Source organism: Bradyrhizobium guangdongense (assembly GCF_004114975.1).
GTDB lineage: Bacteria > Pseudomonadota > Alphaproteobacteria > Rhizobiales > Xanthobacteraceae > Bradyrhizobium > Bradyrhizobium guangdongense.
This window is the reverse complement of record NZ_CP030051.1, coordinates 2,808,261-2,825,747: the sequence shown is the minus strand read 5'-3', so window position 1 is coordinate 2,825,747 and position 17,487 is coordinate 2,808,261. Positions and strand designations below refer to the sequence as shown.

General features: G+C 63.2%; 12 protein-coding genes. 1 reads left to right on the top strand and 11 read right to left on the bottom strand.

The window, feature by feature from the left end; genetic code table 11:
* Positions 1-34: 34 nt before the first annotated feature.
* Genes X265_RS13415 through mdeB form a run of 5 tightly spaced genes read right to left on the bottom strand, consistent with a single transcriptional unit; the run spans position 35 to position 9,297 of the window.
* Positions 35-2,050, bottom strand: coding sequence for an acetyl-CoA carboxylase biotin carboxylase subunit (locus tag X265_RS13415; protein ID WP_128965232.1), 2,016 nt, complete (start codon positions 2,048-2,050; stop codon positions 35-37).
* A 2-nt stretch (positions 2,051-2,052) separates the two neighbouring features.
* The gene (locus X265_RS13410) at positions 2,053-3,582 is read right to left on the bottom strand and encodes an acyl-CoA carboxylase subunit beta (RefSeq protein ID WP_128965231.1); all 1,530 of its coding nucleotides are present in this window, start codon (positions 3,580-3,582) and stop codon (positions 2,053-2,055) included.
* A 17-nt stretch (positions 3,583-3,599) separates the two neighbouring features.
* Positions 3,600-5,315 (bottom strand): dihydrolipoyl dehydrogenase, encoded by a 1,716-nt coding sequence (lpdA, locus tag X265_RS13405; RefSeq protein WP_128965230.1) that lies wholly within the window; start codon positions 5,313-5,315, stop codon positions 3,600-3,602.
* Between the two features lie 8 nt (positions 5,316-5,323).
* Complete coding sequence (locus X265_RS13400; protein ID WP_128969257.1) at positions 5,324-6,604, bottom strand: 2-oxo acid dehydrogenase subunit E2; 1,281 nt, start codon at positions 6,602-6,604, stop codon at positions 5,324-5,326.
* A 17-nt stretch (positions 6,605-6,621) separates the two neighbouring features.
* The gene (gene mdeB, locus X265_RS13395) at positions 6,622-9,297 is read right to left on the bottom strand and encodes an alpha-ketoglutarate dehydrogenase (RefSeq protein WP_128965229.1); all 2,676 of its coding nucleotides are present in this window, start codon (positions 9,295-9,297) and stop codon (positions 6,622-6,624) included.
* Positions 9,298-9,667: 370 nt separating this feature from the next.
* Between mdeB and X265_RS13390 the strand changes: the two genes are divergently transcribed.
* A complete protein-coding gene (locus X265_RS13390; RefSeq protein WP_188637450.1) occupies positions 9,668-10,528 on the top strand; it encodes an AraC family transcriptional regulator in 861 nt (286 codons plus the stop codon).
* 72 nt (positions 10,529-10,600) lie between these two features.
* Here X265_RS13390 and X265_RS13385 read toward each other — a convergent pair whose 3' ends face one another.
* The 6 genes from X265_RS13385 to X265_RS13360 form a co-directional block, all read right to left on the bottom strand.
* Complete coding sequence (locus X265_RS13385; RefSeq protein WP_128965228.1) at positions 10,601-11,824, bottom strand: ABC transporter substrate-binding protein; 1,224 nt, start codon at positions 11,822-11,824, stop codon at positions 10,601-10,603.
* A gap of 76 nt (positions 11,825-11,900) precedes the next feature.
* Positions 11,901-13,766, bottom strand: coding sequence for an AMP-dependent synthetase/ligase (locus X265_RS13380; protein ID WP_128965227.1), 1,866 nt, complete (start codon positions 13,764-13,766; stop codon positions 11,901-11,903).
* A gap of 1 nt (position 13,767) precedes the next feature.
* Positions 13,768-14,547, bottom strand: a complete 780-nt coding sequence (locus X265_RS13375) for an enoyl-CoA hydratase/isomerase family protein (protein WP_128965226.1) — start codon at positions 14,545-14,547, stop codon at positions 13,768-13,770.
* A gap of 16 nt (positions 14,548-14,563) precedes the next feature.
* Positions 14,564-15,697, bottom strand: a complete 1,134-nt coding sequence (locus tag X265_RS13370; RefSeq protein WP_128965225.1) for an LLM class flavin-dependent oxidoreductase — start codon at positions 15,695-15,697, stop codon at positions 14,564-14,566.
* A gap of 167 nt (positions 15,698-15,864) precedes the next feature.
* Positions 15,865-16,656, bottom strand: a complete 792-nt coding sequence (locus X265_RS13365) for a creatininase family protein (RefSeq protein ID WP_128965224.1) — start codon at positions 16,654-16,656, stop codon at positions 15,865-15,867.
* A gap of 4 nt (positions 16,657-16,660) precedes the next feature.
* Entirely contained in the window at positions 16,661-17,425 is a 765-nt protein-coding gene (locus tag X265_RS13360) for an enoyl-CoA hydratase/isomerase family protein (protein ID WP_128965223.1), read from the bottom strand.
* Between the last annotated feature and the right edge of the window lie 62 nt (positions 17,426-17,487).

The window sequence follows — 17,487 nt, the reverse complement described above, 5'->3', positions numbered from 1 at the left end:
CACGCTGCCCATCTCAGGTCGCGTCTTGCGGTGTTCAGGAGAACTCCAAAATCAGCGCGTCGACCGCGAGCGTCGCACCGGCACTGGCGTGGATCTTCTTCACGGTGCCATCGCGCTCGGCGCGCAGCACGTTCTGCATCTTCATGGCTTCGACCACGGCTAGCGTCTCGCCGGCCTTGACCTCCTGCCCTTCGGTCACGGCGATCGAGACGATCAGGCCAGGCATCGGACAGAGCAGCTTCTTGCCGGTGTCGGACGCCGTGGTCACCGGCATCAGCTTCGCCGAGGCCGCTTCGGCTTCGGTCCAGACATAGACCGGCACCTCGACGCCCTGATGCGCGAGGCGAATGCCGTTGGCGATCGGGCGCGCCTGCACCGCGATGATGTGACCATCGATCGTGCCCTGCCAGACCGGATCGCCGGGCTTCCACGGCGAGTGCAACAGATGCGCATTGCCGGCCTTGCCCTCAGCACCGACGAAGCGGATCGCGATCGCGTCGCCCTCGCGACCAACATCGAGCTGGATCTCCTGGCGATCGAGCCAGACCGCGCGGCGGCGCTCGCGCTGCACGACGCGGCCGCCCATTTGGCCGGAGATCTGGCGCTTGCGCTCACCGAGCACGTGATCGATGGCGGCGCCGACCGCGGCGATCCGACGCGCGACCTCGCCTTCGGGCACGCGCACGGAAAAGCCCTTGGGGAATTCTTCCGCGATGAAGCCGGTGGAGAGATTGCCCTCCCGCCAGCGCGGATGGTTCATCAGCGCCGACAGGAACGGGATGTTGTGCCTGATACCATCGACATAGAACGAATCCAGCGCAGTCGACTGCGCCTCGATCGCGGCGGCCCTCGACGGCGCATGAGTCACAAGTTTGGCGATCATCGGATCGTAGTGGATCGAGATCTCGCCGCCCTCCTGCACGCCGGTGTCGTTGCGCACGGTGATGCCGTCCTTGCTCACTTCGGCCGACGGGCGATACTTCACCAGGCGCCCGATCGAGGGCAGGAAGTTGCGGAACGGGTCTTCCGCGTAAAGGCGCGATTCCACCGCCCAGCCGGTCAGCGTGACATCCTTCTGCGCGATCGCGAGCTTCTCGCCGGCAGCGACGCGGATCATCTGCTCGACGAGGTCGACGCCAGTGACGAGCTCGGTGACGGGATGCTCAACCTGGAGACGCGTGTTCATCTCCAGGAAGTAGAAGCTCTTGTCCTGGCCTGCGACGAATTCGACCGTACCCGCGGAATCGTAATTCACAGCCTTCGCCAGCGCGACGGCCTGCTCGCCCATCTTGCGGCGGGTGGCCTCGTCGAGCAGCGGCGACGGCGCCTCCTCGATGACCTTCTGATTGCGGCGCTGGATCGAGCATTCGCGCTCGCCGAGATAGATCACGTTGCCATGCTTGTCGCCCAGCACCTGGATCTCGATATGGCGGGGATCGACGATGAACTTCTCGACGAAGACGCGATCATCGCCGAACGAGGCTTTTGCTTCCGCCTTGGCGAGATTGAAGCCTTCGCCGACCTCGGCCTTGGAATGCGCGATGCGCATGCCCTTGCCACCGCCGCCGGCAGAGGCCTTGATCATCACGGGATAGCCGATCTCATCGGCGATCCTGACCGCGTGCTTGTCGTCTTCGATCACACCGAGATAGCCGGGTACCGTGGAGACCTTCGCCTTCGCTGCTGCTTTTTTGGACTCGATCTTGTCGCCCATCGCGGCGATCGCGCCAGGGTTCGGGCCGATGAAAACGATGCCAGCAGCCTCCAGAGCACGCGGAAAGGCCTCGCGCTCGGACAGAAAGCCATAGCCGGGGTGCACGGCTTGCGCGCCCGTCTTGCGGCAGGCCTCGACGATCTTGTCGATGACCAGATAGCTTTCAGCCGCCGCGGGCGGCCCGATCAGCACGGCCTCGTCGGCCATCTCGACATGGAGGGCGCCGCGGTCGGCCTCGGAATAGACGGCGACCGTTTCAATTCCCATGCGGCGGGCAGTCTTGATGACCCGGCAGGCGATTTCGCCGCGATTGGCGATCAGAATCTTCTTGAACATTTTCACAACGGCAAATTGTCGTGCTTCTTCGCCGGCATTTCCGTCTTCTTGTCCTTCAGCATCGCCAGCGCCCTTGCGATGCGCTTGCGCGTCGAGTGGGGCATGATGACGTCGTCGATATAGCCGCGCTCGGCCGCGATGAACGGCGAGAGGAAGCGGTCCTCATATTCCTTGGTGCGCGCAGCGATCTTGTCGGGATTGCCGATATCAGAGCGGAAGATGATCTCGACCGCACCTTTCGCGCCCATGACGGCGATCTGGGCCGTCGGCCAGGCATAGTTCATGTCGGCGCCGATTTCCTTGGAGGCCATGACGTCGAAGGCACCGCCATAGGCCTTGCGGGTGATAATGGTGACCAGTGGCACGGTGCATTGCGAATAGGCGAACAGCAGCTTCGCGCCGTGCTTGATCAGGCCGCCATATTCCTGCGCGGTGCCCGGGAGGAAACCCGGCACGTCCACGAAGGTGACGATGGGAATGTTGAAGGCGTCGCAGAAGCGGACGAAGCGCGCCGCCTTGCGGGAGGCGTCGCTGTCGAGCACGCCGGCCAGCACCATCGGCTGGTTGGCGACGAAACCGACAGTGCGGCCCGCGATCCGGCCGAAGCCGGTGATGATGTTCTTGGCGAAGGCTTCCGCGATCTCGAAGAAATCGCCCTCGTCCACGACCTTCAGGATCAGCTCCTTCATGTCATAGGGCTTGTTCGGATTGTCGGGGATGAGCGTGTCCAGGGACATGTCGACCCGTTCGATGTCGTCGAAGCTCGGCCATTCCGGCGCGCCGTCGGTGTTGTTGGACGGCAGGAAGTCGATGAGGCGCCGCATCTGCAGCAGCGTCTCGACGTCGTTCTCGAAGGCGCCATCGGCGATCGAGGAGCGCGTCGCGTGTACCGAGGCGCCGCCGAGTTCCTCGGCGGTGACGACCTCGTTGGTGACGGTCTTCACAACGTCGGGGCCGGTGACGAACATGTAGCTGGTGTTCTTCACCATGAAGATGAAGTCGGTCATCGCCGGCGAATAGACGTCACCGCCGGCGCAGGGACCCATGATCACCGAAATCTGCGGGATCACGCCCGAGGCGAGCACGTTGCGGCGGAACACGTAGGAATAGCCGGCAAGCGCGGCGACGCCTTCCTGGATGCGGGCGCCGCCCGCGTCATAGAGGCCGATGATCGGCGCCCGCGCCTTCATCGCCATGTCCTGGAGTTTCGTGATCTTCAGCGCGTGCGTTTCCGAGAGCGAGCCGCCGAACACCGTAAAATCCTTGGCAAAGACGAACGTCTTGCGGCCGTTGACGGTACCCCAGCCGGTGACGACGCCATCGCCGGGGATCTTGTTCTTCTCCATGCCGAACTCGGTGGAGCGGTGCTCGACGAACATGTCGAACTCCTCGAACGATCCCTTGTCGAGCAAGAGCTCGATGCGCTCGCGCGCGGTCAGCTTGCCGCGGGCGTGCTGCGCCTCGATGCGCTTCTCGCCGCCGCCGAGTTTGGCACCGGCGCGACGTTGTTCAAGGGCTTCGATAACGGACATCGATTGGGCCAACTGATCTACGGCTTTCTGGCGATTGGAGGCAGGTCGGTGCAAATGCCCTCATGGACTTCGGCAGCCATGCCGATCGTCTCGCCGAGGGTCGGATGCGGGTGAATGGTCTTTCCGATATCGATCGCGTCAGCCCCCATTTCGATAGCGAGACAGATTTCCCCGATCATATCGCCGGCATGCGGTCCGACGATCACGCCCCCGACGATGCGACCGGTTTCGGCGTCGAACAGCAGCTTCGTCATGCCATAGGATGCGCCCGACGCGATGGCCCGGCCGGACGCGGCCCATGGGAATTTTGTCGAACGGATCTTCCGTCCGGATTCGGCGACATCACGCTCGGACTTGCCGACCCAGGCGATCTCAGGATCGGTGTAGGCGACATTGGGGACGATCTTCGCGGTAAAGGCCGCCGGCTTTCCGGCAGCTACTTCCGCGGCGACGTGCCCCTCGTGAACGGCCTTGTGCGCCAGCATCGCACCGCCGACGACGTCGCCGATGGCGAAGACGTTGCGCGCCGTCGTTCTCATCTGCTCGTCGACCTGAATGAAGCCGTTCGAATCGATTGCAACGTCGATCCGTTCGAGGCCGAGTTCGCCGCTGTTAGGAACGCGGCCTGCAGATTGCAGCACGAGATCGTAGGATCGCGTCTCAACTGACGCGCCCGCGATACCAACCGTCACGCCGTCGGGCGTCACCGCGGCAGTTGATACGCTGCTTTCAAGGTCGATATGCTCGAAGCGATGCGCGTTGCGCGAACGCCAGATCTTCACCGCATCGGCATCCACGCCCGCCAGGATATCGGGAAGCCTTTCGACAAGATCGATCTTGGCGCCGAGCGCGCTGTAGACGGTCGCCATCTCCAGCCCGATGATCCCCGCTCCGATCACGAGCATGCGGCCCGGAATGCTTCGCAGCGCGAGCGCGCCGGTCGAGGTCACGACCCGCTCGTCCTTGGGAAGCACCGCCAACTGCACCGCGCGCGAGCCCGTCGCGATGATACATTGTCCGAAATCGATCTGCTGCGAGCTTGCCCCCTCGCCGGCAATCTCGAGCCGCGTGGCGGAGACGAATTTCGCGGTACCGCAGATCACCGTGACGCGGCGCGCCGCCGCCATCTTGCTCAGCCCATCCGTCAGCTTCGCGACGGTGCCGTCCTTGAAGGCGCGCAGCGCCTGCAGATCGATCCGCGGCGCGCCGAAGCGAATGCCCATGTCGGCGATCCGCTCGGCTTCCTCTTTGATGGCCGCAACATGAAGCAGCGCCTTCGACGGGATACATCCGACATTCAGGCAAACTCCCCCCAAGGTGCCGTAGCGTTCGACGATCGCGGTTCTCAGTCCAAGATCTGCGGCCCGGAACGCTGCTGAATAGCCGCCCGGCCCGCCGCCGATTACGACAAGATCGTAGCGTGTAAGATCCGTTGCGCGCCGGCCAGCATCGGCCTGATCCGCCGAGCCGGTCTCGCCTTGCGCGCCCGCTTCGTCCGACGCCGACGCCCTGCCAATCATGGAGCCTCGAGACACCTTGTCTCCAACGCGCAGTGAAATGCTCGTGATCACCCCTGCAATCGGCGACGGAATCTCCAGCGTCGCCTTGTCGGATTCCACGGTGATCAAAGCCTGCTCTCGCGCGACGACGTCGCCCGCCCTGACGTGGACCTCGACGACTTCGACGTCTGCGAAATCCCCGATGTCGGGGACCCGGATCTCCTCTGTCCGCATCTGCGTCCTCACAATGCGAAGCGCCGCAGATCGGAGAGAACCGACGCGACGAAGCCCAGGAACCGGGCCCCGGCCACGCCGTCGACGACCCGGTGATCCCACGACAGACTCAGGAGAAGGACGAGCCGCGGTTCGAATTCGCGTCCATTCCAGACTGCCTCGGAGGCGGCACGACCGGCTCCGAGTATTGCCACCTCGGGCGCGTTGATGATGGGAGTAAATCCCTGACCGCCGACGCCTCCCAGAGACGACACCGAGAAACAGCCGCCCTGCATGTCGCCCGACGCGAGCTGCCCCGCGAGCGCCTTGTCGGCGAGCGAGCGCATCTCCGCGGCGATCTGCCGAAGGCCCTTCTTATCGCAGTCACGGATCACCGGCACGACCAGACCTTTCGGCGTGTCGACGGCGAAGCCGATGTGGACGTAGTGCTTGAGGATCAGCTCATCGCCATCGAGCGACGAATTGAAGCGCGGGTATCTCTGCAGCGCCAAGGCCGCGGCCTTGATCAGCAGCGACACCATGGTGAGCTTCGCCGTGTCCTTCGCGGCCTCGGCATTGGCGAGCTGACGAAAGGCTTCGGCGTCGGTCACATCCGCTTTGTCGAAATTCGTCACATGGGGAATGACGTTCCAGTTGCGCGAGAGGTTCGCGCCGGTCAGCTTCTGGATCCGCGTCAGCGGCAAGCGCTCGACCGCGCCGTGCCTCTCGAAATCCACCTTGGGCCAATCGACCGGCGCGTCGGGCGCAGGCGTCATCGCCGGTCCCGATCGCACCACTCCATTGACGAAGGCCGCCACATCCTCACGCAGAATCCGGCCCTTGGGGCCGGTAGGCACGACAGAGTCCAGCGCGACGCCGAGCTCACGCGCCAAAGCGCGGACCGACGGCGACGCATGCGCAGCCCCGCCGGGCTGCGGCTGCTGTGCACGTGCTGGCGAGCCATCGACTCGAGCGGCGGGCGCCGGCTGTGACAGCGCCTCCTGCTGCGAGAACCGTCGCTCCACCTGTGGCGCCGACGCACTCGCCGGCGGAGGCGCGGTGGATTCACCGCGACCTTCGAGGATCATCAGAACCGAACCTTGAGAAACCCGCGTCCCGACGTCGATCATCAGTTTGGCCACCGTGCCTGCGGCCGGGGATGGCACCTCCATCGTCGCCTTGTCGGACTCGATCGACAGCAACGGCATGTCGATCATGACCTCGTCGCCGACCGACACATTGATTTCGACTACCGGAACATCCTTGTAGTCCCCAATATCCGGCAGAACGACTTCAATTGAATGAGACATGCGCGCTCCGCCCTCTGTCAGCGAGACCAAGGCGATGCAACGCCGGTCGGCAATTCGTAGCTGGCGATGGCCTCGGCTACCTGCTCACGCGCCACTTCACCCAATTTTGCCAGCGCCGACAGCGCCGCAACGACGATCTGCTTGCGATCGACCTCGAAGAAAGATCTGAGCGCGGCGCGGGTATCGCTGCGCCCGAAACCGTCGGTGCCCAGAACCGTGTAGGGCGCCTCGATGTAAGAACCGATCAGTTGCGGATACGCCCGGACATAATCCGATGCCGCGACGATCGGCACCTTGCCGCCGAGGCATTGTGCGACGTGGCTCTCGACCGGGGTCGACAGCGGCGAGAGCCGATTAGTTCGCTCCACCTCACGCGCCTCCCGCGCCAGCTCGGAAAAGCTCGTTGCCGACCAGACTTCACTGGGCACTTTCCATTCGCTTTGCAGCATCGCCGCGGCGGCGAGCGCCTCCGGAAGAATGGCACCCGAGCCGACCAGCCTGATCTTCCCCGGCCCGTCAGCGCTCGGCAGAACCCGATAGAGACCCTTGATGATGCCCTCGCGCGCATCGTCGGGCATCGAGGGCTGCGCATAGTTCTCGTTCATTGCCGTGAGGTAATAGAACTCGTCGTTGCCCTGCTCGAGCATCGACCGCATGCCGTGATCGACGATGACGGCCACCTCGTAGGAGAATGCCGGATCGTAGGCCCGGCAGTTCGGAACGGTCGCGGCCATCAGATGGCTGGACCCGTCCTGATGCTGCAAGCCTTCGCCGCCGAGCGTCGTCCGGCCGGCCGTCGCCCCGATCAGAAAGCCACGCGCGCGCTGGTCCGCTGCCGCCCAGATCAGATCGCCGACCCGCTGAAAGCCGAACATCGAATAGTAGATATAGAACGGCAGCAACGGGAAGTTATGGGTGCTGTAGGAAGTCGCCGCCGCGGTCCAGGACGAAATCGCCCCCGCCTCGGTGATCCCTTCCTCCAGCAATTGACCGTCGATCGCTTCCTTGTAGTACAGCATCGAGCCGGCATCTTCCGGCTCGTAGAGCTGCCCCGCCGGCGAGTAGATGCCGACCTGCCTGAACAGGTTCGCCATTCCGAAGGTGCGGGCTTCGTCGGCGACGATCGGAACGATGCGCGGGCCGAGCGTCTTGTCCTTGAGCAAATTGGTGAACAGCCGCGCGATCGCCATAGTGGTCGACGTCTCCTTGCCGTCGCCGCGAAGCGCGAACTCCGCGTAGGATTGCAGCGGCGGCACCGGCAGCTCCGCCGAAGCGCGTCGCCGCGCCGGCATGTAGCCCCCGAGTGCCGCGCGACGGGCGCGCAGATACTGAATTTCCGCGCTGTCTTCCGCAGGCCTGAAGAATTCCAAATTCTCGACTTGCTCGTTGCTAAGCGGCAGGGCGAACCGGTCGCGGAACGCATACAGCGCGTCGACGTCGAGCTTCTTGGCCTGGTGCGACGTCATGCGCGACTCGCCGGCGCCGCCCATGCCGTAGCCCTTCTTGGTCTTCGCCAGAATGACGGTCGGCCGACCCTTGGTGTCCGTCGCGGCGGCAAAGGCCGCGAACAGCTTCTTGAAGTCGTGGCCACCGCGCTTCAGGCCGTCGATATCCACGTCCGACATGTGCGCAACCAGCGCCCGGACCTCGGGGTCCTCGCTGAAGAAGTTGGCGAGGTTGTAGGCCCCATCCTTGGCGCCGAGCGTCTGATATTTGCCATCGACGGTGTCGGCGAATTTGCGCAGGAGCGCATGGTTGCTGTCGCGCGCGAAGATATCGTCCCAGTCCGATCCCCACAGCACCTTGATGACGTTCCAACCGGCGCCCCGGAACAGCGATTCGAGTTCCTGAATCACCTGCCCGTTGCCGCGGACCGGTCCGTCTAGGCGCTGCAGGTTGCAATTGACGACGAAGGTGAGGTTGTCGAGATTTTCCCGTGCCGCCAGGGCGAGCCCGGCGATCGATTCGGGCTCGTCCATCTCGCCGTCGCCGAACACACCCCAGACGTGGCGACCAGCCGTCTGCACCAGGCCGCGATGCTGCAGATACTTCATGAACCGCGCCTGGTAGATCGCGCTGATCGGGCCGAGGCCCATCGACGCCGACGGCACTTGCCAGAACTCCGGCATCAGCCAGGGATGCGGATAGGACGACAGACCGGGGCCGCTCAGTTCCTGGCGATACAGCTTCAGATTTTCGTCCGACAGTCGGCCTTCGAGATACGCTCGGGCATAGACTCCGGGGGACGAATGCGGCTGGAAATACACCAAGTCCCCCTCCGACTCGGAGCTTGACGCGCGAAAGAAATGATTGAAACCGACCTCGAAAATCTCCGCGGCCGAGGCGTAGCTGGCGACGTGCCCGCCGAGTTCCCCATAGGCCTTGTTGGCGCGGACCACCATCGCGAGCGCGTTCCAGCGAATGATCGCCGTCAGGCGCGTCTCGATCGCGATGTCGCCGGGGTAGGGCCTCTGCTGCTCGAGTGGAATCGAATTGCGATAGGGCGAAAACGGCGGAGAGTCCGGCAGAACGCCGAGCTCCTTCGCACGCCGATCGAGCGCAGCCAGGATGTATCGCACGCGCTCGGCACCGGCGCTGCGGTGGAGCGATCCAAGCGATGCGAGCCAATCGGCGGTTTCGATCGTGTCCTGATCGGTGATCGCCTTGCGTGGCGGATCGATGTGTGCAGTCATGCGTCGGGCTCCAGAAAGCGCGCACTTGGTAGCATCTGGTGCTATGGCACGTGCTGCTGAATACGGCCGCGTTCCGACGGATTGCCTGGCTGCGGAGGGACGCCGAAGCTCGCATCGCAGCATTCTCTGCTGTTGGTTTGATCAGCAAGTGATCGAACCGTGGGCCGCCTGACAGATGCTTCCGCTTGATCACCGCGCAACATGACGCATCACTACGCGCTCACGCCGCAGGAGCGGGCATCTTGTCGCAGATTGGTGAACTCAACGGCTCGCCGCGGCTAGTGACCTGACCTTTCAAATCAGCTAACCTCGGTTAACAGCAGGATCTGCATCAAGGCTTGACTGACTTGACGAATTGGCAGGATTGAAAATGCCGCCCGAGACCGAGTTCGATCCGGATTTTGCGCGAATGGATCTGCCCGATCTTCGGATCAACTATGATCCGGTCGATCCGGATCAGTTCGATCGTCCCGTCACTTCATTCTGTCTCGAAACCAGCAAAGACAACGACGACCTGCCGCTGCACTCACACCGCAAAGGCCAATTGGTCGTCGCATCGCATGGCTCGGTGATGTGCCGGGCGCCTGGCGGCTTGTGGATCGTGCCTCCGCAAGGCGCGGTATGGATCCCGGCCGGCGTGCAGCACAGCAATTGCGTGGCCGATTTCGGCAAACTCTACACCGTGTTCATCGATCCACAGGTCAGCATGCTGCCGCGGACCTGCTGCACGCTGATGATCACGTCGCTGGTGCGCGAATTGATCCACCGCCTCTCTGTGTTCCCACCGCTCTATCCGCTGGAAGGACCGACCAGCCGTCTCGGCCGGGTTTTGCTCGACGAACTCGTGCAGATGACGACGACAGATGAAATGTATCTGCCGATCTCCCCCGACGCCCGTCTTCAACACCTCGCGACCTCCTTGTTGAATAATCCGGGCGACCGCAGCACGATGGACGAAGTCGCCTCGCGCTACGCGATGAGCGAGAGTACGTTCGCACGCTTCATCGCCAAGGAAACAGGGATGACCTTCGGGCGCTGGCGCCAGCGTCTCCACATTCTGATCGCCATGCAACGCCTCACGGCGGGCAGTTCGGTCCAGGCCGTGTCGCTGGAACTGGGCTACGAAACGCCCAGCGCGTTCATCACGATGTTCAAGAAGACGATGGGACAGAGCCCCCGCCGCTTCCTTGCCGAGCGGTCGCGCCTGATCAATTCGGACAGTTTGCCCTAGCTCGCACGTCCCTGCCTCGGCATTTGACGACCGCGGCCCCACGACGCTTTCGCGGGGCCGCACGGAACGACGTCAGCGTTTGCTGTAAGGCGCAAGCGGATACTCGAGCGACGCCTCCGCGATGGCCTTTGGAGCCACCACCCGCGGCCTGCCTTTCAGACCCTGCAGCATCACCATCGAACAGTGGATGTTCTGGCCGGTCTCGTCGAACTTGGTGTTGTCGCCGTACATCAGGAAAGGCTTCATGTCGGTCGTCTTGAGCGCGCCGTGAATCGCCGGCGATTCCGGTGACACCGCCCGCGTCACGGCGTCTGCGACGATCTGCACCGCCTCGAACGCGCAGCCCGCATTGGCATCGAACCAGTCGTTCGGGTAGTCGGCCGCGAACATCTTCATGATCTTGTCGGTCTCAGCGCCCTTCGGATTGAGCCACAACGCCGACAGAACCGGACCGTCACCGTACTTTCCGAGCGCGTCGTGATACGCCTTGTCCGACACGCCGTTGGAGTTGGGCGAAAACACCATCTTGGGATCCCAACCCTGCTTGATGCATTCGCGCGCGATCATGATCGCGTCGTTGACGCGCGTGACCGAGATCAAAGCATCGGCACCCGACGCTTTCGCCTTGGCGACCTCCACCGACAGATCCTTGGCCTTCTCGTCATAGGCAACGTACTGCGTGATCTTGAGCGGAACACCCACTTCCCTCCACGCCTGATCGATGCTGGCCGCCGTCGACTGCCCCATGGTGTTGTTGAGATGGAGAACGACGGCGCTGCTCGGCGGATCCTTCAGCGTGCCAAGCACGGACTTCAGCTCGGCCAGCGATTGCCGCACGATGGTCAGCGACGTGGGGTAATAGCGGAACACTTGGGTGAAGCCCTGCGAAGTCACCTGGGTGGCGCTCGCGATGTGGACCACCATCGGCACCTTGGCGGCCTCGCAGGCCTGCAGCGCTGAAATGGTGGCACCGGAATCCCACGCGCCGATCAGCACGGTGCAGCCCTGCCGGATCAGGCTCTCGGCAGCAATCCGGCCGTTTTCCGGACGGCTTTGCGTATCGGCGTGAACGATCTCGATGTCGAGTCCGAACTTCTCACGCGCGAACTTGGCGCCGAGATCGATGCCGCGCACGCAGGCCTGACCGGGAAACGCCAGCACGCCGCTGCTGGGCATGATCGCTCCGACCTTCACCTTCGTGTTCGCCGCAAACGATCGCCTTGATACCAGGCCTGCCGCAATTCCCAATCCGCTTCCGACAATCGTCCGCCGCGTGATTCCGCTTCGCTTGGTCATCTCGATGTCCTGTTGCTGAAGGAGTGAACTGTCTCTTGACTATTAGCTTCGTAGGTTTGGGGAACGGCCGCCGACGTCAAAGGCCCATCTCGGCCTTGATCAGCTTCTCCTCGGTTTCGTCGTAGAGCGACGCGATCAGCGACTGATAGCGCTCGTTGATCTGCTTGCGACGCTTCTTCCGCGTCGGCGTCATCACGCCGTTCTCGAGCGACAGCTCCTCCGGCAGAATGCGGAACGCCTTGATCTGCTCGGCTCGCGACAGCCTTCCGTTGGCCTTGCCGATCTCCGCCTCGATCAGCCGGTTGACGATCTCGGAGGCTGCCAGGTCGGCGTAACTCGTGATCTTGTCGTCGCGCGACTTCGCCCAGTCCATTGTGGCGGTGGCATCCACTTCGATCAGGGCGGTGAGATATTTTCGCCCCTCGCCGATGACCGCCGCCTCGGAGATGAAGGGGCTGTGCCTCAGCTCGTTTTCGATCTGAGTTGGGCTGATAGATTTGCCGTTCGACGTGTTGATGATCTCCTTCTTCCGGTCAACCAGCTTGAAGATTCCTTCCGGCGACACTTCGACGATGTCGCCGGTGTAGAGCCAGCCGTCGCGAAGCGCCGCTTTCGTCTCGTCCGGCTTGTTCCAATAGCCCGCGAACAATCCCGGTCCACGGACGATCATCTCGCCGTCCTGGAGCACGGCGGTTTCCCAAGCCGGATCCGGCAACGGGACCCCGACGTTGCCGGCCTTCGGCCACTCCGCCATCTGCACCAGATTGGCACCGACCAATTCGGTCTGGCCGTAGCATTCCTTGAGCTGCAAGCCCCACAGCTGCCACAGCGACATCAGCTCGGACGGCATCGCCGCCGACGAGGTGAACGCGACCTTCAGCTCGTCAAAACCGACCTCCGCGAGCAGCGGCAGGAACACTTGCTCGCGGCAGGCCGCGAACAGTTTCGAGACGAAGGCATCTTCATGGCCACGTTGACGGTCTTCGAGCGCCCTGCGCGCGATCGTCATGGCGAGCGCGTAGTTCTGATCTCCCGCACCGCCGGCGGGATGCACCTTGCTGAGAATTTGCGTCGCAAAACGCTGGTAGAACCGCGGCGGCGCCATGTAGTAGGTCGGCTTCACCTCTTTGATCGTCTGGGCGAAGTCCGCGGTCGTCTCGCCGAAATAAGGAACTGCGTCGGCGATCAGCGGCAACGTCGTCGCCTGCCCGCGCGCGACCGTGTGCGACATCGGCAAATGCACGACCACCCGGTGTTCCTCTTCGCGCATGCTTGGGCCGAACAGGGTGATGCAATGAACGCCGGCGAGAATGGAAAGGTGCGTCAGCATAGCGCCCTTGGGGTTTCCGGTCGTCCCGGACGTATAGCCGATGCTGACGACATCGGACGCCTTTGCTGTCGCGCTCTCCTTCTGCAGATAATCATGCGCATCGACATCGTGTGGTCCGACAAAGTCGGCCAGCGACTTAATCGACGCCGTGGCCTCGCCGGTCCAATCCGGGTCGAGCACGATGATGCCGCGGAGCTGGTCGGCCCGACCGGAGGCGATCACGATGCGAAGCTGCTGATCCCCGCCGACGAACGCGAACTTCGCGCCTGAATCCGTGAGACAGTAAGCCACTTCTTCCGGTGACGAGGTGAAGTACACGCCCACCATGACGCCGCCGGCGCACATCGTGGCCATGTCCGCGATCAGCCATTCCTCGGACGAATCGCCCATGATCGCGACCCGGTCGCCGCGCGCGAGACCAGCACGCCGCAGCGCGCTGGCCAGGCTGACGACATGCTGCGCATAGGCGCCCCACGTCATGGCGGTCCAGGTGCCGTGACGCTTTTGTTGCAAGGCGGTCTTGTCGGGCCGCTCCGCGAGTCGCGCAGCCAAAAGCTGCGCGACGGTCGTATCGGCCAACTGGGCGCCGGATGTCATCTCCGCGACGTTCATCTCAGCGCTCCGCGAAACGCTTGCGCTTGGCCGCGAATGCGGCGACCGCCTCGGCCCGCTCGGGCGATTTGAAGGTCAACATCTCCAGCGCCGCAGAGGTGTCGAGCAGCAGGTGGGCGTACTGCTTGATGATCTTGTTGACGCTGTACTTGGTCCACACGATCGATTCCTTCGGCCCGCTTGCCAGCAGTTCGGCGTATTCGATCGCGGCATCGAGAACGTTGCCGTCCGCGACCACCTCGTTGATCATGCCGATAGCAGCCGCCTTCTCGGCGGAGATGAATTCGCCGGTCATCAGATAGTGCTTCGCGCGCACCGGCCCCATCAGCAGCGGCCAGATCACCGCGCCGCCATCGCCCGCGACGACGCCGGCATTGACGTGCGTGTCGGCGAAACGAGCTGTCGAGCTCGCATAGATGACGTCGCAGAACAGCGCGAGCGTGGCACCCAGGCCGACCGCGACCCCGTTGACGGCCGCGACGATCGGCACTTCGACTTCCAGCATGTTGCGAATGAGGTGGCGACCGCTGCGCGTCGGGGACGGCAGCGTTCCCTTATCCAGCGACTTCTGATCGCCACCGGAGCAAAATCCGCGCCCGGCACCGGTGAGAACGATCGCGTTGACAGAACTATCGTGATCCAGCTTGACGAAGACGTCTTCGAGCTCCTCGTGCATCTCCCAGTTGATCGCGTTGAGGATCTCCGGCCGGTTCATCGTGACGATCGTGACGCCAGTGGCGCGCTGCTCGACAATCAGGTACTTGTAGCCGTATTGCGACATTGATTTCACCGTTCGATTACTGCTTCTGGGTCCGCATCAGCCGGATCTGCCCGAGGATCTCCTCGGTCGGCCGCACGACGTTGTTTCTGTCGTTGAAATGCGGGATGACGTAGCGACCGACCAAGTCGATCGCCTCCATGATCTTTTCGTGCGGGACGGAGTCCATGTGCAGCAGAACCTCGTCGATGCCCATGGCCTCGAACTTCTCGATCTGACGAATGACCGTATCGGGGCTGCCGCACACCGTCGTGGCCGACTCGTTGACCAGATAGTCCCAGTCGCTGGCGGCACGCTCCATCGACGGCACGCTCTCCCCCATGTATTTGTAGTCGTCGGCAATCGCCGCGAGACGCGGATAGGCATCGGTTGAGATCTTGGCATAGTGCATCAGCGGGCCGGCATAATCCGCCTTGGCCTGCTCGTCCGTTTTCCCGATGCCGATGAACAGCGGAATGCCGATACGCGGACGCTGCAGCGGTCCCTCCGCGTCGCACTTCCAGTTTTTTTGATAGGCGTCGATCAGCTTCTGCTGAGCGTCCCAGCCCTGATAGATGTTGCTGCTCATCACGGCGAAGCCCTGCGAGGCCGCCCAGAGATGACTGCGCTCGCTGGTCGCCGCGATTCCGATCACCGGATGCGGCTTCTGCAGCGGCTTCGGAACCAGCTGGCGCGGAGGGATCTGGTAGTACTTGCCGTCAAACGTGAAAATGTCCTGGCGCATCGCCGTTTTCAGCAGCGCCAGTCCTTCTTCCATCTGCGCCAGCGTTTCGTTCGGATCGACGTTGAACGCCCGCATCGCGATGGTGGTGTTGGCGCGGCCGCCGTAGAATTCCATGCGGCCGTTGGACAGGATGTCGGTCACCGCAAGCCGCTCGGCCGAACGCAAAGCATGGTTGATGCGCTGCGGCATCAGCGTCACCGCCGCGCGCAGCTTGACGCGCGACGTCACCGCGGCCAGATAGCCGAACACCACTTCGGGCGCCGAGCTCGAGATCCCGCCCAGTGCCACGTGCTGCTCGGAGAGCGCGACGCAGTCGAAGCCGACCTTCTCGGCCAGACGGACTTCATCGACCAGTTCGTGAAGCCTGCGCGAGTAACTGTGGCCGACCTGGGTTTCCTGTTCAGACCAGAACCCAAACGTAAGTGCCATGTCTAAATCCTTCTAGCTTGCGAGATGGCACAGGGTTTCATACGCGATGCGATATTTTCGCCCGAAAGCCGCGCTGCGGAGTTAAGCTTTCCGAATTTTATGCTGTCAGTATTCGCAACATGGCAGACCCCGCGGGCAGCTTGGCCGCACAGCGGACGGGCCGACCGTCAACGGCGGGCGCCGGCGGCTCCGGCCTCACTCTCGAAGGTCTTGCTCAGCAACTCCGCAACCGCCGCGAGGCACGCTTCGCCGATGGCGTGGCTCGAGCCGAACGGACTTCCGATCACGCCGTTCTGCGAAACCGATCGGATGCCGTTCTTCCACATCAGTTCGAGATCAGCCTCCGACAAGCCACCAAGATGGCCCACCTCGAAGCGGTCCGGTCTGACGCTGTCGGGCCGAATGACCATCATCAGCGACGTCTCGGCGATATCGGCATGGCCGCCGACGGCCGACACGTCTCCTCCGGCTTCGCGCACCGCATCGCGCCACGTGTCGATCCATTTCGTCGAGTCGACGAACGCCAGGATTTCGACATCCGAGGGGACAGCTTCGCGCAAGCGACCGAGCATGTCCTTCAGGACCGGAAAATTGCCGATGTGGCCCGAGTGAATCAGGATGCGCTTGAAGCCGTGCCGCGCCAAGCTTGTGCAATAATCGACACAAATCGCTTCCAGCGTCTCCGGCCGTAGCGAGATCGTACCCGCGAATGGCAGATGGTGAGACGAGCAGCCGACAGAGATAGTCGGCGCCACCAGCGTGTTGCCGCGGCTGCGCGCGATCCGCTCGGCCAGAGCATCGGCATGATCCGCATCCATACCCAAGGACAAATGCGGTCCATGCTGCTCGATGGCCCCCAGCGGGATCACCACCGTCGTGCACCCATCGGCCAGCGCCGCGGCGACTTCCTCATGGCTCATCTGCTCCAGATAGATCTGATCGGGATATCCGCGCGTCATCGGCTCAGCCCTTACTGTTCTTTGACAAAAATCTCGCACGCGCGTTGGTTGAGCTCTCGGCTGTGACATAGGCATCGAGGTCGGCTACGGTCATTGCTTCGAGCGCCTGATCGCTCATTTGCGCGGTGAGGTTCAGTGATCGCTTGATGGCGTGGAACAGCTTGCGGTCTTTCTGCCGCAATGCGCCGCACACGTCTCGCGCACGGGACGCGACTTCCTCGGTCAGGACGATCTCGTTCACGGCGCCGATCGCTACGGCGCGATCCGCGCCGACGAGCTCGCCCCAATACAGCAGCTCTTGCGCCGCCCGAACGCCGAGCTTCTCGACGGCCCGGCGCATGCCTTTGGTCACCGGCAGCAGGCCATGGTTGATTTCCGGAAATCCAATCTTGCACGCCGCATCGGCCACAACATAGTCCGCATGCAGCAGAAACTCCAGGGCGCCTCCGACCGCATAGCCGCGGACGGCGCAGACGATCGGGCCCGGATAGTTCTCCATGGCCACGAGGAGTTCGTGGAAGAACCGGATGCGCGGCCTCGCGACGTCGATCCCGACGACTTCCTTGATGTCGCCGCCTGCGCTGAAGAATCGGTCGCCGCTTCCGGTGAGCACGATGCCGGGCGGATTCTCGTCGTCGGCGAGGCGCCGGATCGCCTCTAGCAACTCGACGATGAGTTGCGCATTCAGCGCATTGGCCGGCGGCCGGTTCATCGCGATCGTGACCAGGTCTTGATCACGCTCGATCAGGAGAGAAGCGACAGTGTTCATCAATGAGACCCAAGCGAGAGGCGGCTGCAACAGCCGGGAAGCGGTGGACCAAACGGCGGCGC